General features: G+C 44.7%; 15 protein-coding genes and 1 pseudogene. 14 read left to right on the top strand and 2 right to left on the bottom strand.

From position 1 onward, the window contains the following. Nucleotides 1-326: 326 nt before the first annotated feature. The gene (locus V7R35_RS13220; RefSeq protein WP_334015352.1) at nucleotides 327-617 is read right to left on the bottom strand and encodes a hypothetical protein; all 291 of its coding nucleotides are present in this window, start codon (nucleotides 615-617) and stop codon (nucleotides 327-329) included. A gap of 262 nt (nucleotides 618-879) precedes the next feature. Between V7R35_RS13220 and V7R35_RS13225 the strand changes: the two genes are divergently transcribed. The 14 genes and pseudogenes from V7R35_RS13225 (at nucleotide 880) to V7R35_RS13285 (ending at nucleotide 20,772) form a co-directional block, all read left to right on the top strand. Next, nucleotides 880-2,445: a SulP family inorganic anion transporter gene (locus V7R35_RS13225; protein ID WP_334015353.1), complete on the top strand. Its 1,566-nt coding sequence runs from the start codon at nucleotides 880-882 to the stop codon at nucleotides 2,443-2,445. A 379-nt stretch (nucleotides 2,446-2,824) separates the two neighbouring features. Continuing rightward, nucleotides 2,825-5,374 (top strand): nitrite reductase large subunit NirB, encoded by a 2,550-nt coding sequence (gene nirB / locus V7R35_RS13230; protein WP_334015354.1) that lies wholly within the window; start codon nucleotides 2,825-2,827, stop codon nucleotides 5,372-5,374. A gap of 87 nt (nucleotides 5,375-5,461) precedes the next feature. Beyond that, on the top strand, nucleotides 5,462-5,863 hold the full coding sequence (gene nirD, locus V7R35_RS13235; protein ID WP_334015355.1) for a nitrite reductase small subunit NirD: 402 nt from the start codon (nucleotides 5,462-5,464) through the stop codon (nucleotides 5,861-5,863). Nucleotides 5,864-5,884: 21 nt separating this feature from the next. After that, the gene (locus V7R35_RS13240; protein ID WP_334015357.1) at nucleotides 5,885-8,680 is read left to right on the top strand and encodes a nitrate reductase; all 2,796 of its coding nucleotides are present in this window, start codon (nucleotides 5,885-5,887) and stop codon (nucleotides 8,678-8,680) included. Between the two features lie 45 nt (nucleotides 8,681-8,725). Continuing rightward, on the top strand, nucleotides 8,726-9,715 hold the full coding sequence (cobA, locus tag V7R35_RS13245; protein ID WP_334015358.1) for a uroporphyrinogen-III C-methyltransferase: 990 nt from the start codon (nucleotides 8,726-8,728) through the stop codon (nucleotides 9,713-9,715). After that, a complete protein-coding gene (locus tag V7R35_RS13250; RefSeq protein WP_334015359.1) occupies nucleotides 9,699-10,691 on the top strand; it encodes a glycosyl transferase family protein in 993 nt (330 codons plus the stop codon). The genes cobA and V7R35_RS13250 overlap by 17 nt, the downstream gene beginning before the upstream one ends. A gap of 110 nt (nucleotides 10,692-10,801) precedes the next feature. Then, nucleotides 10,802-12,295 carry a bifunctional metallophosphatase/5'-nucleotidase gene (locus tag V7R35_RS13255; protein ID WP_334015360.1) on the top strand — a complete coding sequence of 498 codons (1,494 nt, stop codon included), beginning with the start codon at nucleotides 10,802-10,804 and terminating at the stop codon, nucleotides 12,293-12,295. 1 nt (nucleotide 12,296) lies between these two features. Then, nucleotides 12,297-13,892 (top strand): GGDEF domain-containing protein, encoded by a 1,596-nt coding sequence (locus V7R35_RS13260; RefSeq protein WP_334015361.1) that lies wholly within the window; start codon nucleotides 12,297-12,299, stop codon nucleotides 13,890-13,892. Nucleotides 13,893-14,128: 236 nt separating this feature from the next. After that, a pseudogene (locus V7R35_RS17855) lies at nucleotides 14,129-14,905 on the top strand (PAS domain-containing protein); the annotation flags it as partial. Nucleotides 14,906-15,040: 135 nt separating this feature from the next. Continuing rightward, nucleotides 15,041-15,445 carry a methyl-accepting chemotaxis protein gene (locus tag V7R35_RS17860; protein ID WP_390381280.1) on the top strand — a complete coding sequence of 135 codons (405 nt, stop codon included), beginning with the start codon at nucleotides 15,041-15,043 and terminating at the stop codon, nucleotides 15,443-15,445. Between the two features lie 574 nt (nucleotides 15,446-16,019). Then, nucleotides 16,020-17,429: a CmpA/NrtA family ABC transporter substrate-binding protein gene (locus tag V7R35_RS13270; RefSeq protein WP_334015364.1), complete on the top strand. Its 1,410-nt coding sequence runs from the start codon at nucleotides 16,020-16,022 to the stop codon at nucleotides 17,427-17,429. 85 nt (nucleotides 17,430-17,514) lie between these two features. Continuing rightward, nucleotides 17,515-18,510, top strand: a complete 996-nt coding sequence (locus tag V7R35_RS13275) for an ABC transporter permease (protein ID WP_334015366.1) — start codon at nucleotides 17,515-17,517, stop codon at nucleotides 18,508-18,510. Nucleotides 18,511-18,536: 26 nt separating this feature from the next. Then, nucleotides 18,537-19,415 carry an ABC transporter ATP-binding protein gene (locus tag V7R35_RS13280; RefSeq protein ID WP_334015368.1) on the top strand — a complete coding sequence of 293 codons (879 nt, stop codon included), beginning with the start codon at nucleotides 18,537-18,539 and terminating at the stop codon, nucleotides 19,413-19,415. Between the two features lie 136 nt (nucleotides 19,416-19,551). Beyond that, on the top strand, nucleotides 19,552-20,772 hold the full coding sequence (locus V7R35_RS13285; protein WP_334015370.1) for an alginate export family protein: 1,221 nt from the start codon (nucleotides 19,552-19,554) through the stop codon (nucleotides 20,770-20,772). A 106-nt stretch (nucleotides 20,773-20,878) separates the two neighbouring features. On the opposite strand, the gene V7R35_RS13290 is transcribed toward V7R35_RS13285, so the two are convergent. Next, a complete protein-coding gene (locus V7R35_RS13290; RefSeq protein ID WP_438823478.1) occupies nucleotides 20,879-21,484 on the bottom strand; it encodes an HD domain-containing protein in 606 nt (201 codons plus the stop codon). Nucleotides 21,485-21,580: the final 96 nt, after the last annotated feature.

A 21,580-nucleotide genomic window follows, 5' to 3' on the forward strand; every position in this document is an offset into this window, starting at 1 on the left:
GCGTACGCAAAAATAAGAGGTACGCGGTTTTTGCAACACAGTGGGGAATGCAACACTTATGCCTGTAACAAAGTGAGAGTTGGAAACCTTGCATGATGGAGCTTAGCATACGATATACATAACTGCAGATATCAATGAAGCTAGCGCAGGCATTGGTTTACAGATGATATTTAAAGGGCTTTAAAAAAGTCAGCGCGCTAAAAAAGTTGATGTTAAAAGTTGGTATTAGAGGAAGGGAAAAGTGTTGAGCTGCATTTAATATGCACCTATATGGTGCGTTTTAAATGCAGCATGGCTAGACTGCAGAGTAGACAAGTTACCCAGTGCTATTGGTTGCGAACCACCTTTAAAAACCACCCTACGAACAGCGAAATCAAAAAGCCAAAGAAGGCAACAAGCGTAGTAATGGTAAGCATTTGTCCAGAAAAGTCTGCGGTTTCACCTGTTTGATCGCTTACTAACATGCCAGATGCTTGGAAAATAAAGAGGGCTGCAACGCACAAAAGCAGAATAACAGCGGTAGACATTATTGTGGCTTTCCAATACGTCTTAGGCGCAAGCCAATGAATAGCGCCGGCAACAAGTACACACAAAATGGTTAAAATGTAAGGGACCACAAAAACTCCTAAAACACAGCTTTTTCGCTGTGGGTAAACCACAACACTAAAATTTCAAAGCGCTAACCTTGCCATGCTCACCTTCATTTGTCAGCACAACACGTCAAATAAACCAATAAATGTGATAACAATCTATTAAAAGATTTTAAGTGGTAATGGTGATAGAATCGCCAACAAATTTTTGAAGCTCAACAGGTGCGTCTGTATTACAGAACGCGTCGCGTTGGGCTTTTGCGTTTCACTTTTAAGTTACTGAGAGAACATGTTCGATTTAATTACCAGTAAAGACAGCAATGTAAAAAACGATGTGTTGTCGGGGATCACGGTGGCGTTAGCACTGGTGCCTGAAGCCGTTGCATTTGCATTCGTAGCCGGTGTCGAGCCAATGATTGGTTTGTATGCGGCATTCATGATGGGGCTTATTACGTCTGCCATTGGCGGTCGTCCCGGTATGATCTCAGGCGCAACCGGTGCCATGGCCGTGGTAATGGTGGCGCTTGTCGCTCAGCACGGTGTGCAGTATCTATTTGCCGCGGTTATTCTTGCCGGATTGTTGCAAATTCTCTGCGGTATATTCAGGCTTGGTAAGTTTATTAGGCTGGTGCCTTACCCAGTAATGCTGGGTTTTGTTAACGGTCTTGCCATTGTTATTTTCTTGGCTCAGCTAGGCCAGTTTAAAGTTATTAATGCTGCGGGTGAACTTCAGTGGATGGAAGGTACGTTACTGTACTGGATGCTTGGTTTAGTAGCGCTAACCATGGCTATTATTTATTTGCTTCCAAAGCTGACTACCGCAGTGCCTGCGTCGCTAGTAGCTATTGTATCGGTAACGGCGCTTGTACATGGCTTAGATCTAGAAGCACGTACCGTAATTGATTTCGTACGTGACCTTCTTCCACAAGACCAGCGCGACAGTGCTACATTGGCTGGAGAGTTACCAAGCTTTGCTATTCCTATGGTGCCGTTTACCTGGGAAACCTTCATGATTATTCTTCCTACTTCAATCATTCTGTGTTTGGTAGGTCTAATTGAATCACTACTTACTTTGTCACTTATTGATGAGATGACAGACACACGTGGCCGCGGCAACAAGGAATGCGTGGGTCAAGGCGTGGCAAACACCGTTAACGGTTTCTTTGGCGGTATGGGTGGTTGTGCCATGATTGGTCAAAGCATGATTAACATTAACTCTGGTGGCCGCGGTCGTTTGTCAGGAATTACCGCTGCAGTGGTATTGCTTGGCTTTATTTTGTTTGCCGCCCCACTAATTGAAATGATCCCGCTTGCGGCATTGGTTGGCGTAATGTTCGTCGTTGTTATTGCAACGTTTGAGTGGGCTTCATTCAGAATTATTCGTGGCGTAAATAAAGAAGATGCCTTTGTGCTTTTCTTGGTTACTGGCGTTACCGTTATCGCTGACCTTGCTATTGCAGTAGTGGTGGGTGTCATCGTGTCTGCTCTGGTATTTGCTTGGAAGCATGCAAGACACATTGAAGCTAAGTCGCATATTGATAACGATGGCTGGAAAGTGTACGAACTAGACGGTCCGCTATTCTTTGGCTCGGTTTCGCATTTTAAAGACTTGTTTGATATTGCTAACGATCCAGAAGACGTTGTTATTGATTTCAAAGAATCACGTATTTGGGATTCATCAGGTATCGATGCACTAGATACGTTAGCAGACAAATACGAACAGCAAGGTAAGAAACTGCATATTCGCCACATAAGCGATGAGTGCCGCTGCTTACTTCGTAAAGCCGACAAGTTTGTTGAAATCAACGTGGTTGAAGACCCACGTTACCGCGTAGCTACTGATAAGTTGGCATAAGCGCTAACTAAATTTCCTATGGCTAGTTATGCTGGCCTGCACCAAACGAATTCAATAATGCGTTTGTTTGGTGCAAATAAAACAGCGAACTTGCGCTTTAAATCTTTAAGTGACTGATATGTCGATGTTTATTTAAGTGGCATCGATATTGGATATTAATTAGTGCAAGAGAAATTATGTGTTAACGATGTTGTGTTTGTTGTTTCTGCAATAGCAACCTTCATCGACCATTCTGTGTAAAGGCTAGCTCTGTAAAAACAGGTTATCCGAATAAAGTGTTAGTTAAACGTCTTGTCAGCGTTTAGCGAAATAGGCAACGAAGCCCGCACCAACGAGAGTTGGCGCGGGCTTTTTTTTGTCCCGAAGAAAGGGGAAAAGTATGACTTCATTAGACGCAAAGCAACGTATTGTGGTGGTGGGTAACGGTATGGTTGGTCATCATTTTGTTGAACAGCTTTATAAGAGTAACGCCAACGCAGACATTACTGTGCTGTGCGGCGAATCACGTTTAGCTTACGACCGCGTCTATTTATCGTCGTATTTTAGCGGTGCAACACCAGATGATTTAGCGCTTACTACCGTTAGTGAATATGCAAGCTGGGGCGTAAATGTCATAACGAACGCTATGGTTACCGATATTCACCGTGAAGAAAAAAGGGTGAGTACCTCTGACAATCAGCACTTTTCATACGACAAACTTATTCTTGCCACTGGGTCTTATCCGTTTGTTCCGCCAATTCCTGGCAACGACCAAGAGCACTGCTTGGTATACCGTACTATCGATGACTTGTTGGCTATTGAAGCATCAGCCAGTGTGAGCAAAGTTGGCGTGGTTGTAGGTGGAGGTCTTCTTGGTTTAGAAGCTGCCAACGCGCTTAAAGAAGCTGGCCTTGATACCCATGTGGTCGAATTCGCCCCTCAGCTTATGGCGGTGCAACTTGATGTACAAGGTGGCGGTGTACTTAAAGACAAAATAGAAGGCTTAGGGGTAACCGTACATACCCAAAAAGCCACGCAAGTAATAGAGGCAGGAGAAACGTGCAGATACAAAATGGTGTTTGCAGACGGTAGTGCACTTGAAACCGATATGATTTTGTTTTCTGCCGGTATTCGCCCATCAGATCAGTTAGGCAAAAAATCGGCGTTAACGCTAGGTGAGCGCGGCGGCATTGCTATAGACAACAACTGCGTTACGTCAGACCCAGACATCTATGCCATTGGTGAATGTGCCCTTTGGGATAACAAAATTTTCGGCCTAGTAGCACCTGGCTACAGTATGGCCAGAACCGCGGTGAGTCATTTAACAGGCGGCGATACTACCTTCAACGGCGCTGACATGAGCACTAAGCTAAAACTAATGGGCGTTGAAGTAGGTTCAATTGGCGATGCCCATGAACGTACAGAGGGTGCCTTAAGTTATACCTATTTAAACCAGCCGGAAGGCGTGTATAAAAAGCTGGTAGTAAATAGCGAAAAAACCAAAGTACTTGGTGCAGTATTAGTTGGCGACACCAGCGACTACGACACATTGTTGCAATATGCATTAAACGATATTGCGCTGCCAGAGTCGCCAGAAAGCTTAATTTTACCAACGTCGGATAGTGCACCTGCATTAGGTGCAGATGCACTGCCAGATAGCGCGTCAATATGCTCATGTTTGAACGTAACTAAAGGCGATATTGTGTCGGCCATTGATTCAGGCTGTTGTAGCGTGGGCGATGTAAAAGGCGCAACTAAAGCGAGTACGGGCTGTGGTGGCTGTGCGGCACTGCTTAAAAATGTAGTCGACAGTGAGCTCGAAAAGCGCGGCGTAGAGGTGTCGAAAGCCATCTGCGAACACTTTAACTACACGCGCCAAGAGCTGTTTCATATTGTCAAAGTAAACGGCATTCGCACCTTCGATGAATTACTAGAAACCCACGGTGAAGGTTTGGGCTGTGATGTCTGTAAGCCGGCTGTAGGGTCAATTTTAGCGTCGGTTTACAACGACTACATTCTTGATAAATCCCATGTTCAGTTACAAGACACCAATGACACCTATTTAGGCAACATGCAAAAAGACGGCACCTATTCTGTTGTGCCCCGTGTGGCAGGTGGCGAAATAACACCTGAAAAATTGATATTACTGGGTGAAGTAGCCAAAGAATACAACCTGTATACCAAGATTACGGGTGGTCAGCGTATCGACTTGTTTGGTGCGCGAGTAGAGCAGCTACCAGATATTTGGCAAAAGCTCGTAGACGGCGGCTTTGAAACAGGCCATGCCTATGCCAAAGCGCTTCGCACTGTGAAGTCGTGTGTGGGCAGTACCTGGTGCAGATATGGCGTACAGGACTCGGTTGGCACCGCCATTGATTTAGAAAACCGTTACAAAGGTTTACGTGGTCCTCATAAAATTAAGTTTGCGGTATCGGGTTGTACTCGCGAGTGTGCCGAAGCACAAAGTAAAGATATTGGCGTTATTGCTACCGAGCAAGGCTGGAACTTATATGTTTGCGGTAACGGCGGTATGAAGCCACGACACGGCGACCTGTTTGCCACCGATTTAGATACTCCCACTCTTATTAAATACATCGATCGCGTGTTGATGTTTTACGTGAAAACCGCTGACCGATTGCAGCGTACGTCGGTATGGATGGATAACTTAGAGGGCGGATTAAGCTACTTACAAGATGTAATAATAAACGATGCACTAGGCATTAATGATGAGCTTGAAGCGCAGATGAATGCCGTTGTTGATACTTACCAATGCGAGTGGAAAACCACCCTCGAAAACCCCGAATCTAGAAAGCGTTTCCGCCAGTTTGTTAACAGCGCCGCAAGCGACAGCAATATTCAGTTTGTGTCTGAGCGTGGTCAAGTTCGCCCGGCTACCGATGCTGAAAAAGCGGCAGGCAAAGAAAACTTTATTCCAGTTGCCGTGGTGTAAAAGGCCCGAAAAACGCAAGAGCACGCGATAGCGAGACAACAGTAGATGGAAGCGGTATATGAAACCCGCTTGAAAGGAGCTTTTTCAATGACAGCAATACAACATGTAAGCGCAGACAATGATGCTGCGGCACAAGCCCCAACTCAAATTCAAAACAACGGCTGGAACTTCGTTTGTGAGGCTAGCGACTTGGTAGTTAACAGCGGCGTTTGTGCATTGGTAGATGAAAAGCAGGTGGCTATTTTCAACGTAAAAATGAACGGAACTTCATCACTTTTTGCCGTCAGTAACTTCGACCCCATTGGCAAAGCTAACGTTATGTATCGTGGTTTAGTGGGCTCCATTGGAGGTGTGCCTGTAGTGGCTTCGCCGCTTTATAAAGAGCACTACAGTTTGGAAACTGGTGAATGTATAGAACACCCTGATATTCACCTAACGTCGTTTGCAATAAAGCAAGACGGTGAGCGCATTTATGTTCGCAGTGTGTAACGCGCTTATTGGGAGTTGGTAATGAATATGGCTACACCTCAACCTAATATTGTTTCTGAGCAAATAAAGCAAACCACTTGCCCGTATTGTGGTGTGGGTTGTGGTGTAGATATTAGTTGCAACGTAAGTGAACGTACCTTAACCCTGGACAACGTTAAAGGTACGCCTGAGCATCCGGCCAATTTTGGACGTTTGTGTGTTAAAGGAACTAACCTGCTAGAAACAAACGACTTGAAAGGGCGTTTGCTTCATCCAACCGTAGCAGGCAAGTTGGTAGATTGGGACACGGCTACCAGCATGATTGCATCAAAAATCACAGACACCATATCGCAGTATGGTCCGGATGCCGTTGCTTTTTATGTCTCAGGTCAGTTGCTTACAGAAGACTATTATATTGCCAATAAACTGATGAAAGGGTTTATTGGCAGCGCCAATATAGATACCAATTCAAGGCTGTGCATGTCATCTGCCGTGGCGGCGTACAAAAGAGCCTTTGGCGAAGACGTGGTGCCATGTGACTACAGCGATTTAGAAAATACCGACATTTTGGTTATTACCGGCAGTAACGCTGCGTGGGCACACCCTGTACTATTTCAGCGTATTCAGCGCGCTAAGCTGAAAAAACCTGAAATGAAAGTGGTTGTGGTAGATCCGCGCAAAACCGAAACCTGCACGATTGCTGATTTACACCTGCCCATAAAGCCAGGCAGCGATGTAGCCTTGTTCAATGGCTTGTTACATCATGCGCAACAAAACGGATGCGTGAACCATGCAGAAGTAAGTCAATTTACCCAAGGATTAGATGCAACCCTTGAAAGTGTAGAAGCCTATACGCTTAAAGAAGTGGCAAAACGTTGCGATATTGGTAGCGGTTTACTAACCGCGTTCTATTCTCTTTTTTGCAATGCAGAGCGAGCCGTTACCTTCTATTCCATGGGTATAAATCAGTCGTCATCTGGCGTAGATAAGGCTCAATCCATCATTAACTGTCACTTGGCCCTCGACCTTATTGGTAAACCTGGTTGTGGCCCGTTCTCTATTACAGGGCAGCCCAATGCCATGGGAGGCAGGGAAGTGGGCGGGCTAGCCAATATGCTTGCAGCGCACTGCGATTTAGAAAATCCAGACCATATAAATGCCGTTAAAACCTATTGGAATGCGCCCGCAATGCCAACGAAAACAGGGCTAAAAGCGGTAGACTTGTTCGATGCTATTGCCAAGGGTACCGTAAAGTTTGTTTGGATCATGGGCACTAACCCTGTTGTAAGTATGCCAAACAGAACACAGGTTGAGCAGGCATTGTCGCAGTGTGAAATGGTGGTGGTGTCTGACATTGTCGAGCAAAACGATACGCTTAAGTTCGCCCATGTTGCCTTACCTGCAACAGGATGGTCTGAAAAAGACGGGACGGTAACAAACTCCGAGCGCAGAATATCACGCCAGCGCGGATTGCTGTTACCTCCTGGTAGTGCAAAGCACGACTGGCAAATTATGTGTGCGGTGGCAAAGAAAATGGGGTTTGCAAAGGCGTTTGATTTTTCCCACCCGTCGCAAATATTTAACGAATATGTAGGTCTAACAAGCTACAAAAACCATCAAGCGCGACTTTTAGACTTGTCACCATTACAAAACCTTAGCGTGGCACAATACAATTCACTACAGCCAGTGCAATGGCCCATGCGCAAAGGTCAAACAGGTGAGCCGGATGTGGTCAGTCTCCGCCCTTTTGCAAACAGAAAATTTTCTACGCCTAATCAAAAAGCCAAGCTCATTCCTGTTTCACATACCGCACCTTTGCAACAAACAAACGACGCATTTCCTTTTGTGTTAAACAGCGGTCGTGCCCGTGATCAGTGGCACACGATGACACGCACGGGCAAGGCAGCAAAGCTTTTAGCGAACATGCCAACAGCGCAAATACATGTACACCCAAAAGATGCAGAAGCACTTTGTTTAAATGATGGCGCACTTGCACAGATAAGCAGTGAAGTGCTAATAAAAGCCAATACCGATACGCAGGAAAATGCGGTTATTTACCCTGTTAAACTCGATGAAGCGCAGCGACTAGGTGAAGTATTTATTCCTATCCATTGGTCGGCACAATGGGGTTCACATAGCACGTTAGGTGCACTTTATGATAGCACGGTAGACCCCATTTCAGGTCAGCCTGAATTAAAACATGCTGCGGTTTGTCTCAAGCTCGCCGAATACAGTTCGCACGGGGTAATTTTCTTCAATGAAGCGGTTTGCGAATACATTACGTTATCTACGTTTGATTACTGGTCGAAAACAATACTAGCTGCTCAAAATGATGTGTCGGAAGAGCGTGTTGAAAACGCCCAATGCACACAGCTTCGCATTGCATCAAATGAGGATATAAAAACACTTTTTTCTAGCGTTATTGCGCTACTTCCTAAAAGTGCTGTGGTATATCAGACCCATCAACGCGACTTTTCGGTTTGTCTGGCTTTTATTGAAGACAAGCTGTGTTACGCGGCGTTTGTTGGTTCTGACCCGCTTCCACAAAAAGCAAAATGGTCGATGCCTGCTCAGTGGTTATCAGCGCTGTTGGGCCAGCCTATTGAAGAAACTACTCGTCAAAAGCTTATGCGATGTGAAATAGATGAAGCATTCGCACAAGGCAACGTAGTGTGCAGCTGCTTTAACGTTAGAGAAAAGACTATTGAGAAAGCAATATCTGAAGGCAGCAATACCGTTGAACAGCTGGGCAAAAAACTAAAGTGCGGCACCAATTGCGGTTCTTGCAAACCAGCGCTTGCGAATATTATTGAGACTGTGGTTATTCAAAATGCCTAGCATCCAACTTCACGTAGTGCAGAACAAAAAAGTAGAGAGGAAACCATGTCATTAATTACTCGAATATCACAGCCGTTTTCTCAGCTTTTTCTGACTAAACCTTTTTCGTTTTTAGGCCAATTTAATTTACATCAGTTCAGCTTAACTCATAGTGCTGAGCGGATCTCACGGGAAGCCCCGAAAGAGGAAACGAGAGAAAGTAGGAAAAGCCACACCATTCAATTTACTGCTTCAAGGAAAAGCAAACTACATAAAACGTCAGGCGCTGGGCAGGTATTTATTGTAGGTGCTGGGCCAGGTGATGCTGAACTACTTACACTTAAAGCGTTGCGCCTTTTACAAGAGGCCGACGTGGTGTTGTTTGACGCGTTAGTCAGTGCAGAAGTATTGGCGTTAATTCCCAATCACGTTGCGCGTGAATATGTAGGCAAACGAAACAAAAAGCACAGCTACAGCCAAGACTATATTTGCCAGCGTGTGGTTGAGTTAGCGCAGCAGGGGCAAACTGTAGTGCGCTTAAAAGGTGGCGACCCTGCGTTGTTTGCGCGTACTTGTGAAGAAACAGACGCGTTGCATGCAGCAGAAATTCCCTTTGCTATAGTCCCTGGTGTGACGGCGGCATCGGGTATGTCTGCTTACACGGGTATTCCGTTAACTGACAGACGCTGTGCACAGTCGGTGTGCTTCATGACTGCACATTTCAAAAACGCCAACACATGGCCTGAAATGCACACAATGGCACAATCCGTGCAAAAGCAAACGGTAGTGGTATATATGGGGTTAAGTCGCTTAGACGGTTTGTGTAAAGGGCTTTTAAATAATGGTGTCTCCGGTAGTTGGCCTGTCGCTGTTGTTGAAAATGCCACAACCAAATCGCAGCGCGTTATTGTGGGCACTGTCGACACCATTTTCGACAAAGCGAATAGGGCAAAATTAACTGGCCCAACGTTACTTATTTTTGGAAAAGTGGTAGAGTCGAAGCAACACGTCAATACGCTGCTACTGCACTCATATCAACATGCAACAACCGTTTAGTGAATACATTAAAATTATTGGGAAAGGCCAAAAAGGTGGTCGAAGCCTAACACGAGAAGAAGCCTACTTTGCCATGAAAATGGTATTAGCGAATGAAGTTACTGGCGATCAGCGAGGTGCATTTTTAATGTTGCTTCGTACCCGTGAAGAAACCCCCGAAGAGGTTATTGGCTTTGTTGACGCCTGTCGCGAGCTTATTGTTCCTGATGTAAAGCACTTAAAACCTTCACTAGATGTGGGTTGCTACGCCGGAAAGCGACGACAGTTGCCGTGGTATTTGTTATCTGTAGCACTGCTTGTAAAACAAGGTGAAAATGTATTACTCCATGGCGCCCATGAGCCTGGCTCAGGGCGTTTATATGCAAGCGTCGCATTGCCCACCTTAGGCTTGCCTGAAGTAAGCAGCGTAGCAGAAGCTGAATTACAACTTTCCCAACTTGGTGCAACCTACCTCGACCTGTCACATTTACTGCCAGCACTCGATACCATTATTAAGCTTAGAGAAGTATTTGGCTTACGCTCATGTGCAAACACCCTTGCTCGCTTACTCAATCCTACCGAGGCCAAATATGCGATACAAGGAGTTTATCATATGCACCTTGATCACAAGCATTGTAGGGTAAACGAGAATTACCCCTCTATAAATGCGTTATGTTTTCGCGGTGATGGGGGCGACCCCGAGGTGAACGGCGAACGTGAAACCGAGCTATTCATTACGCGCAATGGCGAAACCAAACGTATTGATTTACCTGTGGTGGCAGACAAATGGGCGCTTAAAGATAAGCGCATGGATGTTCAAGTCATGGTAGATGTGTGGCAGGGCAAACAGAGGCATGTCTATGGTGAGCAATCAGTCGTCGCCACCTTAGCAAGCTACCTTGTGCTTCTTAAAAATGCAGAAGCGGGTGATGCACTTGCCGAGGCTCAACATCTATGGAAGCATCGTAAAGGCGAATTTTTGCCTTTTCATCAATAATATACGTTAAGCTTTTTTGTTAGACATAAGTTTATAACAAGTCCCAGCAACTTGACTTATTCGGGTATATAATTGTTAATGACGTTAACAATTTGTGTTTTTGTGGTGCTATGGGAAATAAACTTCTGTTTGTGTTGGTGATGTTAATATCGTGGGCGTGCAACGCCAGCGATGAGCATTCCCCTGTCACGCTTATTTTCGCAGCTGATATGCCTAATATCAGCGACGAGCGCACTGGTCGATACGCTGAACTAAAAACCTTAGTCGATGAATATCGCAACACCAGCGATAGTGTGTTTTTTGTGTTCGGTGGCGGCTCAATTGGACCTAGCGCGCTATCTTCTTTTGATAGAGGCTCGCACATTATCGACCTGTTAAACTCCTTAGAGCCTGACGTGATGGGCGTTACAAAACGCGAGTTTAGCTTTTACGAAGATGAGCTTTCGTTACGTTCTTATGAAGCTGCATTCCCAATAGTTACCAGTAATGTGAAAGACAATAGAGTAGGGCAGACACCGGAAGGCCTGCTGTCATCTGCGTTAATTAGAAAAGAAAATGTTTCCCTAGGTGTCATCTCTATCTTGCACGAGCGCGTTATTAGCGAATATCAGCTATTTGATGTTGTGGTGGAGCCTCCACAAAAAGCGGTACTTGAAGCATCACAAGTCCTTAAAGAGCGTGGGGCGGATATTGTGTTACTTAATTATTCTTACCCCTTTCCCTTTGTAAGCAACTTTCTTGAAAAAGGCATCGTTGATATCGCCTTTATTTCTGACAGCCGTCTAAACGACAGGCCGTACGACGACAGTATCGATCATCCTAATATTTTGAAACTAGCTACGCCTGCAACCGCTATTGTGGCGACTATTAATAAAAAATCGCAATGGGCTGTAAGTAACGTTGACTATACCGCGCTTGCAGACATACAGCCTCATCCGATGGTTAAAAAACAGCTGCTCGGTTACGAGTCTCGGTTAAAGCGACTTTTAAACATTCAAATTGGAGAATGGCAAACCGCTTTCTCTACCGAGCGTAAGCTTGTTAGAGGCGGTGAGAACGCGTTTGTAAACTTCGTAGCAGACACCATACGGGAACATGCTGGTGCTGACATAGGCTTGGTCAATGGCGGGAGCATACGGGGCAATGTTTCTTATGGCGTGTCCGAACCTATTACGCGACAGGATATAGTATCCGAGTTACCGTTTAGGGCACATGTTGTTACCCTTATTCTAACTGGCGAACAAATAGTTCAGGCCTTGGAAGAGGGGCTGTCACAATATGAGAATAGTCGGGGAGGATTCCCACATGTGTCGGGTATGGCTTATACCTTTGACAGTAATGCCAAGCCGTTTGGACGAATACAGCAAGTCACCGTGAACGGTAAACCGTTAGTAAACGAGAAGTATTATACGCTAGCTACCAGCGATTTTATTGCTAATGGTGGCGATGGCTATGAGTCGTTAAGTAGTGCACGCCGAAAAGACAATGCTTCTGCAAGGCCGCCTCAGATATCTGACCTTGTAGTACAGGCTATTGTTGATAAATTTGAAGTTAAGTTAACGCTTGAAGAGCGCATTCGAAATCTCGCGGAGGGTGATGATTGATATGCGTTACAACAAGGCCACGTTACAGATATTCATTATTGCTCAAGGCAGTATCATAGGCCTAATTTTGCTTATTTTGATGCTGTCTTTTGCTAGGCTCAATGATGTGCGTTCAGTGTTATCGACAGTGACAAGTAACGCGGTTCCAGCGCTTACTCAAGCTACTGCGCTCACTCGGGAAGTGCAGCATCTCATTTCACTTACTGCCAGGCTAACCTCGTCTGAAAATCAGTCTGCTCGCCGCATTGTTAAAACCCAGGTAGATGAAACATTAAGTCGCCTTCAATCGCCTTCGTTAATTAATCAAGATAGCGAGCGTTATCTAAGTACTCAGCTTAACGTACTAGCGCAGGAAATTGATGAACTAAACGGCTTAGTTCGCAGGCGAATATCGGTAGAGCAAGAGGCTCATGCAGAACGAGAAGCATTATTTTTGTTTCTAAATAGATTAGTTGATAAATCGTCTGCTGATTATTTATCCGAAGAAAGTGCTGATGTACTAGTATCGTTGATTCTTCACATTGCACAAATAAATCAGCAATTTCAGCTACATGAATTACGCTTACTTGAAACACAAATTGAAAATGCCATAGAAGCGTTTGCCGAGCTTTCCAGCGGACCGCGCCACAATGAGCTTGTTAGTTCATTATCATCCTCGGTCCTTGGTGATGAGGGCATGGTAGACAAACAAGCTAATATTCTACGCATACGCGGTCGCTCTCGTGGGCGAGGTAGCTTTGTTGAACATCTTGCAGAAGAAGTGGCAACTAACATTGAGTTCAAGGCCGCCAATATTACTCAAGAAACCTCAGCTAAAGGTCAAAAAGCCATTGCCGGTGTCTCAAAGCAAATAACGCAATCGCTGGTGTTATCGGGCGTGGTAATGCTGATTTGCTGCATTATTATTGTCTACATTTATAAGCGCATCATATTGCGACTTATCGATTTGACGAAGTTAGTAGAACAAGGAAGTACAGAGGTAGACAACTTCCAGGGCAGCGATGAAATAGCGCGGTTGGCAAAAAGCTTTGCTTCCTACTTTGAGCGTGTACGGTCGCAGGAAGATGAGCTTATTCGACTGAGTTTAAGCGATGCATTAACCAAAATTCCTAACCGTCGTGCCTTCGAAATTGAAATTGAAAAGTCGATGGCATTGGCTAAGCGTCACAGCTGGCCGCTAACTTTAATGCTGCTCGACGTGGACAGTTTTAAAGGCTACAACGACTACTACGGTCATACCCAAGGTGATGAATGTTTGAAAGCCGTTGCCGCAGGATTAAACAGTGCTATTACGCGCACAACTGATTTCTGCGCGCGCTACGGCGGAGAAGAGTTTGTTGTTATTTTGCCTTGTACCGACGAGTCTGGTGCGCGCATCAAGGCTGAAGATATTCGCGCTTCCATTGAATCATTGCAATTAGAGCATAAAAAAAGCGCAATTTCGGATTACGTGACCATGAGTCTAGGGGTAGCTACGTTTAACTATAGCGGTACAAAAGAGTGGTCGTTAAACACAATGCTCAATGAAGCTGATGCTGCTTTATATGAAGCTAAGGCATCGGGACGAAACTGTTGTAAATTTGCATCTCATATCTAAGTTTAGTGCTTGTATGGCACTTCAAGGTAGTAAACCTTATCTGTTATTTTTCAAATGTTTTTTGAAAACATCGTAAAAAATCAAAATGCTCTGCTATTTTTAATCAAACGCCGAAAAAAATAACGGCCCTTTTTACGCGGTATAACTAAAATTGTTACAGGTGTTTTGGTGGTATCCAGAGATTAACTCATCCTACGTGTGAACCTGCAGAGTAAGGATGGAGATAGGAGTAGTGGATGTTTTTCAAGAATAAACAGCTATTAGAAGAAAACGCACGCCTAAAAAAGGAACTTGAGGCATATAAAACCGTGCAGGAAGAGCTGCGAGAGGAAATGCTATTTATTGAGCTTTCTCACGATGGACGAATTCAGGGAGGCAATGCGCTGTGCCTCGAGGCAACAGGGTATCAACTCGGTGATATCAGTGGTAAAACCTTAGAGAGTTTAATTCCTCAAAAGTCGCTTAAGAAGCAAGATGCACAAAACATGCTTAAAGCCATAAAAAACCACCGGCATTGGCATGGGGCAATAAATTTCTTAAATGCTAAGGGCGATGAAATGTGGGTGCGTGGCATAGTACAGCCTGTTGACGATGCAAATGGGAACATTGCCTATATCGCTTTTTATATGGCAGAGCAAACGCGCAATATTACGTTAGGCAATGAACTTATGGATATGATAAGTGCGCTACACCGATCATCTGCTGTAATAGAGTTTAAACTTGATGGCACCATCATTACCGCAAACGATAACTTTCTTGCGGGTATGGGTTATTCACTAGACCAGATAGTAGATAAACACCATCGAATTTTTTGTAAAGAAGAAGAGGCTGCATCAGCAGATTACAAACAGTTTTGGAAAGACTTAGCGGGCGGAAAGCTCATGTCAGGTAGATTTGAACGCATTGACAGTCAAGGAAACTCTGTATGGCTTGAAGCGTCATATAATCCTATTCGAAACGAAGATGGCGTTATTTATAAAGTGGTTAAGTTCGCCACGGTTATCACAGAGCAAATGGAACGAGAGTTCGCTATTTCAGAGGCTGCTAATGTGGCGTTCAACATTTCCGAAAATACCGGTGAACAGGCTAAAAAGGGAAGCGAGATCCTAGACTCCACAGAGCGCACAATGAATGAGCTTGTTCAGCGTATGGGGGAAGCAAGTTCAGGTATAAAAGATTTGGATGAACAGTCGCAGAAAGTGGCAGATCTGGTAAAAAGCATTAGTGGCATAGCCGACCAAACTAATTTGTTGGCACTTAATGCTGCTATCGAAGCGGCGCGCGCAGGTGATCAAGGACGTGGATTTGCGGTTGTTGCCGATGAAGTTCGCCAGTTAGCATCTAATACCAGCAGTGCAACGGAAGAAATCGTGAACGTGGTAAATGAAAACCGAAAGTTGACTGAAAACGCAGTGCAGTTAATAGAAGCAGGTCAAGAGAAAGCGAGAGAAGCACTCGATTACTCGACTGAATCTGGTAAAGCGATGAACGAAATTCAAAAAGGTGCCAATGAAGTTGTCAACGCTATTGGTCAGTTCACTAAACGTTTATAGTTAACATTTAGCCCATCAGATAACGCATTTATTAACACTGCTAAAGCGCACCAAGGTAGAACATCATATTCTGTTTTGGTGCGTTTTTTTGTTCTTGTCTATTGTGTGATATTGGTTCGTGCAATCTTTCTCTTTTTATATCAATGTTTTAAATATTTGGCACGAAGGCTGCTAAATTCTTCTTGTACATTGTGCTTTGCGTTGTTTATGAATCGAGTTATTAAAAAAATTTCTCAAAAATCATTCAGCATCTATTCAAATAGTTGTCCTGCAAAGCATTGAGAAAAAGTACTGCATGCAGAGTAAAGCATAAGATGGAGCGCTTGGCTTTTTAAGGAATAATAACGCCTCATAATTAATACTCGCATGAATAAGAATAATAAAAGTAAGTTTTAGATTTAACAAAATCGCTTAAAAGACGAGGTGCGTAAGCTGAGATGGCGTTAGCTTACCAATTTAAAAATTGAAGAGTTTGTGAGTACTCCGAGCTTACAAACACGGCAATGAAGCCCACCAAGCGCGACAGCTAGCTGTCGAGTGCTGGTGGGCTTTTTTTTGGCTACGAGGAACACGTATGACAGGGTTAAAAACAACATCAATACTCAAACGTCTTCGCATAGCGAGCGTGGGAGTATGTACCGCACTAGCAGTCTCACTTGCTAGTGTATCTTCAGTTGCATTATCAAAAGAGCAACAAGTGGGCTGGCCAGAAAAAGAAGAGCTTAAATTTGGCTTCATTAAATTAACTGACATGGCGCCACTAGCCATTGCTTACGAGAAAGGCTTTTTTGAAGACGAAGGGCTTTATGTAACGTTAGAGGCACAAGCAAACTGGAAAGTTTTGTTAGACCGCGTAATTGATGGTCAGCTGGACGGAGCACATATGCTTGCGGGTCAGCCATTAGGCGCAACCATAGGCTTTGGCACCGAATCGCATGTGGTTACTGCGTTCAGCATGGACCTAAACGGTAACGGTATAACGGTTTCAAATGAAATATGGGAAAAAATGAAAGCCCATATTCCTACAGAGAACGGCAAGCCTGTTCACCCGATTAAAGCAGACTACTTAAAGCCTGTTGTTGAAGAATATCAAAACGCCGGTAAGCCTTTTAACATGGGCATGGTGTTTCCGGTATCAACGCATAACTACGAGCTTCGCTATTGGCTAGCTGCTGGCGGCATCCACCCGGGCTATTACGCACCTCATAAAGGCGATACTGCTGGTCAAATAGATGCTCAAGCTTTGTTATCGGTTACTCCACCACCACAAATGCCTGCCACCATGGAAGCTGGCACTATTTACGGTTATTGCGTAGGCGAGCCATGGAACCAGCAAGCGGTATTTAAGGGCATTGGTGTGCCTGTTATTACCGACTACGAAATTTGGAAGAACAACCCCGAAAAAGTGTTTGGCGTAAGCCAAGGTTGGGCTGAAAAATACCCTAATACGCATATTCGTGTAGTGAAAGCGCTTATTCGTGCAGCAATGTGGCTTGATGAAAGCAACAATGCTAATCGCCCTGAAGCAGTAAAAATATTGTCTAAAAGCACCTATGTAGGTGCCGATGAAGACGTATTAGCAAACAGTATGACGGGCACCTTTGAGTATGAGAAAGGCGATAAGCGCGAAGTGCCTGACTTTAACGTATTCTTCCGCTACAACGCTACCTATCCCTATTACAGCGATGCTATTTGGTATCTAACGCAAATGCGCCGTTGGGGGCAAATTTCAGAGGCTAAGTCGGATGACTGGTACAAAGAAACCGCGAAAAAAGTGTATAAGCCAGAGATTTATGCAAAAGCGGCGCTTGCACTTATTGCAGAAGGAAAAGCAAATCCAGCTGACTTCCCTGAATTCACCACAGAAACAGGCTTTAAACCACCACAGAGCGAGTTTATTGACGGTGTAACGTACGACGGCAGTAAGCCCAATGAATATCTTCAGCAGTTTGATATTGGTCTTAAAGGCGAAACCGTACTTTAACTAACGAGAATACGCTTTTCACTAAGAGGTGCCTTACCGTTGCGTATGGCACGCTCTTAGGGCTTAAAAGTGTAAGGAGCAGATGATGAGCAAAATGACCACAATACTTCGTATTCCCAGCGCAACGCAGAGCTCAAACCCAGTGTTGAGTCGAATCGTTCAATCTACACCAGCGTTGCTGCTGCCGATTATTGGTCTATTGCTTTTTTTAGCAATATGGAACGGTGTTGCTAAAAGTATTGATACGTCGCTAGGCCAGTTTCCAGGGCCTGCACAAGTATTGGAGCAGGCGGGAGCGCTTGTAGACGAGCATGCTGCACAACGGGAAAAGGCTGATGCGTTTTACGAGCGACAAGAAACGCGCAATGCGGCACGTGTAGCACAAGATCCTTCCTACGTACCCAAAATAAGAGAATTCACCGGCGCGCCCACATTCTTTGACCAAATTTGGACAAGTTTGTATACCGTCATGGTGGGCTTTTTTATTGCCTCGGTGGTTGCTGTTCCTGTGGGCATTTTATGTGGCTTAAGTAAGTCTGCGTATACCGCTATTAACCCGCTTATTCAGTTGTTTAAACCAGTGTCGCCGCTAGCGTGGCTGCCATTGGTGACCATGGTAGTCAGTGCACTGTATGTGAGTGATGACCCTGCTTTTTCCAAGTCTTTTGTCACTTCAGCTTTTACCGTGTCGCTATGCTGTTTATGGCCCACGCTTATCAATACTGCGGTTGGTGTGTCTAATATCGACAAAGACTTACTTAACGTAAGCAAGGTATTGCGACTCACGCCCTTTGCACATTTAACAAAAATTGTACTGCCTTCATCTATTCCAATGATTTTCACAGGTCTTCGCTTATCGCTGGGGATAGGTTGGATGGTGCTTATCGCGGCAGAGATGCTGGCGCAAAACCCGGGGCTTGGAAAATTTGTTTGGGATGAGTTTCAAAACGGAAGTTCTGAATCACTGGCTCGCATTATGGTAGCAGTGCTAACTATAGGTGCAATTGGCTTTGTTTTAGACCGTTTAATGCTGTCTATTCAGCGTGCTGTTAGCTGGGATAAGTCGAGCGTTCTACGATAACCATCGGCGATAATTTGGAGAATATTATGACCACAAAACATTTAGAGCTTGAGCAAGTAGGCATAGACTTCCCAACGCCTAAAGGCCCTTTTACCGCGCTTAAAGACGTTAACCTTAAAATGTCAAAAGGTGAGTTTGTATCGCTTATTGGCCACTCGGGCTGCGGTAAGTCTACGGTGCTAAACATTATCGCTGGACTTCATCAGGCAACAACTGGCGGCGTTATTCTAGATGGCGCAGAAGTGCGCACGCCTGGTCCAGAACGAGCGGTAGTTTTTCAAAACCACTCTTTGCTTCCCTGGCTAAGTGTTTATAAGAATGTTGAGCTAGCAGTAAAATCTACCATGCGAGGTAAAAGCAAAGCAGAAATGCGTGATTGGATTTTGCATAATCTCGAGTTAGTCCACATGACTCATGCGCTTGATAAACTACCAAGCGAGATATCGGGTGGTATGAAGCAGCGCGTGGGTATAGCACGTGCACTGGCGATGGAGCCTAAAGTACTGTTAATGGATGAGCCATTTGGTGCCCTAGACGCATTAACCCGCGCTCACTTGCAAGACTCGCTTATGGAAATTCATGCCGACTTGGGTAACACGGTCATTATGATTACCCATGATGTGGATGAGGCAGTGCTGCTGTCAGATCGCATTGTAATGATGAACAATGGCCCTGCCGCTACCATTGGTGAAATACTCGATATCGATTTGCCGCGACCCCGTGACCGCTTGGCATTGGCCGATAATCCTCAGTACAACCACTATCGCCATGAAGTGCTTACGTTCTTATACGAGAAGCAAAAGAAGGTAGAGACCGTATCTTCTCACGTTAAATCTGAAAGCAAAAAACATAAAACCGAGGCGTCACCTGAAAAAAAAGATTCAAATAATTCAGATGCAGCCTAGCGCTATCGGCATCTGAAAACGTGCGGTTCTTCGCCGCACGCATATTTAAAAAAGCATTTAAACATTATCGTTTTCTGCACGTTTTCGTGCGGAAGGGGATCGCTGATTCTAAAAACAACACCGATAGGGAATACACATGAACACGTTTCACAAAATGAGCCTCAAATTTCTAGCGGCTTCTGTTTTGGCTTCACTTACTGGCAGCGCGTTTGCCGATAGCATTCATGATGCACTAAGCAATTCTACTGCTTATGCAGATTTCAATTTACGCATGGAAACTGCAGACCAAGACAATGCACTTCAAGATGCAAGCGCACTAACGCTTCGTACTTGGATTGGCTTTTCAACCGGCAGCGTAAATGGTTTTTCATTTACCGCTGAAGTAGAAGACAGTCGTATTGTAATGGGGCAAGATGAATTCAGTGTTGGGCCTGCTGGCTTCAATCCGGGTGAATACTCTGTTATTGCTGACCCCGAGACTACAGAGCTTGATCAAGCCTATATTCAATACAAAAGCGACAACTTTACGGGTCGTTTAGGCCGTCAGGTTATTACCCTTGACGATCACCGATTTGTGGGGCATGTGGCTTGGCGTCAAGATAAACAAACCTTTGATGCGGTAAGTGCAAAATATGCGTTTAGTAAAGATGTAGAAGTATTCTATAGCTACTTATACAAGCGTAACCGCATATTTGCAGAAGCCGCCGATTTAGATTCGAAAGACCACATTGTGCACGCTACCTATAAATCACCTATAGGTAAATTTGCGGCTTATGCGTATTTACTTGAAGTAGATAACGATACACCCAATGCGCTTGATACCTATGGTGTAAGCTTTGACGGCAAAATGAAAGGCGACAGTATTAACTGGGCGTATGGTGCAGAATTTGCCACCCAGTCAAGCGAGTCGGGTAGCGGTGAAACAGCCACCGATTTTGATGCATCTTATTTTAATGCATATGTTGGCGCTACTATTTCGGGCATAACAGCAAAAGTAGACTATGAAGTGTTGGGTTCAGATGATGGGCTGTATGGTTTTGCAACGCCACTTGCCACGCTGCATAAATTTAATGGTTGGACCGACCAATTTTTAAATACACCAGTACAAGGGCTACAAGACCTTAAGTTCTCATTGTCAGGCAAGTTAGCGGGTGGTAAATGGATAGTGGCATACCACGATTTTAGTGCAGATGAGAGCACGCCGGGAGTAGACGATTTAGGCAGCGAGATAAACCTACAGTACACCAAGAAGTTTGATGGTAAGTATCGCTTTGGTATTAAGTACGGTACGTACGATGCTGATGATTTTAAAGTAGATACAAACCGCTTTTGGATGTGGGTTGGTACGCGTTTCTAAACCCATTTATAGTCGCACTTTGCAACTTTAAACTGATGCGCTTGAAGTCTTTTCAAGCGCACTGTTTTAATACTGCGTTATCTACTCACAAAACACTTACAAAGCATTATTTCAGCAACCAGCCTTTATCAACGGCGCTATCAAGTTCAGTCATTAGATATTGCCAAAGCTGCGGCGCACAGGTTTTCAGGTGGTGATTTCGCTTTTCAATTTTCTCTCGAGCAATGCCGTATTTTCTCCAGCTTCCGCCTTCATTGTTCATGTTTTGAAAAACGGGCAATACTCGGTCCATCGCTTTAGCAAATTCAGCGTCATCTGTCTTAGCATCTTCAAATTCAAGCCATAATGACAACATGTCGTTATTTAGCGGCGCAGGTAATAAACCGAAAATACGCTTTGCAGCAGTCAACTCTTTTTCTGCCTGTGCATCGTGATCTTGCTGTTCGTTAAAGGCGAACATATCACCGGCATCAATTTCCACGATATCGTGAATTAGGATCATTTGGATAACGCGCTGCGTGTTTATGGGTTTAGCGGCATACTGACAAAGCATGGTTGCCATAAGCGCTACGTGCCAGCTGTGTTCGGCCGAGTTTTCTTTACGGTTGCCGTCAGCGGGTAACGTAATTTGTCTTTTCACCGCTTTTAACTTATCAAGTTCACAAATAAAAGCCGCAAAGTTTTCCACTGGCACCACGGTGTTTTGTTCCAAAGACATACCTCTAATATAATTTGTTGAAAAGATAGAAACGAAAAAGGGCGCAAAGCGCCCATTTTCTGAAATAGCCTGCCCCGCCAATGCAAAGGC

Source organism: Alteromonas sp. S167 (assembly GCF_036864375.1).
GTDB lineage: Bacteria > Pseudomonadota > Gammaproteobacteria > Enterobacterales > Alteromonadaceae > Alteromonas.

Coding starts and splice junctions, on each gene's coding strand:
- V7R35_RS13225 (WP_334015353.1), top strand. CDS start 880: ATGTTCGATTTAATTACCAGTAAAGACAGCAATGTAAAAAACGATGTG.
- nirB (WP_334015354.1), top strand. CDS start 2,825: ATGACTTCATTAGACGCAAAGCAACGTATTGTGGTGGTGGGTAACGGT.
- nirD (WP_334015355.1), top strand. CDS start 5,462: ATGACAGCAATACAACATGTAAGCGCAGACAATGATGCTGCGGCACAA.
- V7R35_RS13240 (WP_334015357.1), top strand. CDS start 5,885: ATGAATATGGCTACACCTCAACCTAATATTGTTTCTGAGCAAATAAAG.
- cobA (WP_334015358.1), top strand. CDS start 8,726: ATGTCATTAATTACTCGAATATCACAGCCGTTTTCTCAGCTTTTTCTG.
- V7R35_RS13250 (WP_334015359.1), top strand. CDS start 9,699: ATGCAACAACCGTTTAGTGAATACATTAAAATTATTGGGAAAGGCCAA.
- V7R35_RS13255 (WP_334015360.1), top strand. CDS start 10,802: ATGGGAAATAAACTTCTGTTTGTGTTGGTGATGTTAATATCGTGGGCG.
- V7R35_RS13260 (WP_334015361.1), top strand. CDS start 12,297: ATGCGTTACAACAAGGCCACGTTACAGATATTCATTATTGCTCAAGGC.
- V7R35_RS17860 (WP_390381280.1), top strand. CDS start 15,041: ATGGGGGAAGCAAGTTCAGGTATAAAAGATTTGGATGAACAGTCGCAG.
- V7R35_RS13270 (WP_334015364.1), top strand. CDS start 16,020: ATGACAGGGTTAAAAACAACATCAATACTCAAACGTCTTCGCATAGCG.
- V7R35_RS13275 (WP_334015366.1), top strand. CDS start 17,515: ATGAGCAAAATGACCACAATACTTCGTATTCCCAGCGCAACGCAGAGC.
- V7R35_RS13280 (WP_334015368.1), top strand. CDS start 18,537: ATGACCACAAAACATTTAGAGCTTGAGCAAGTAGGCATAGACTTCCCA.
- V7R35_RS13285 (WP_334015370.1), top strand. CDS start 19,552: ATGAACACGTTTCACAAAATGAGCCTCAAATTTCTAGCGGCTTCTGTT.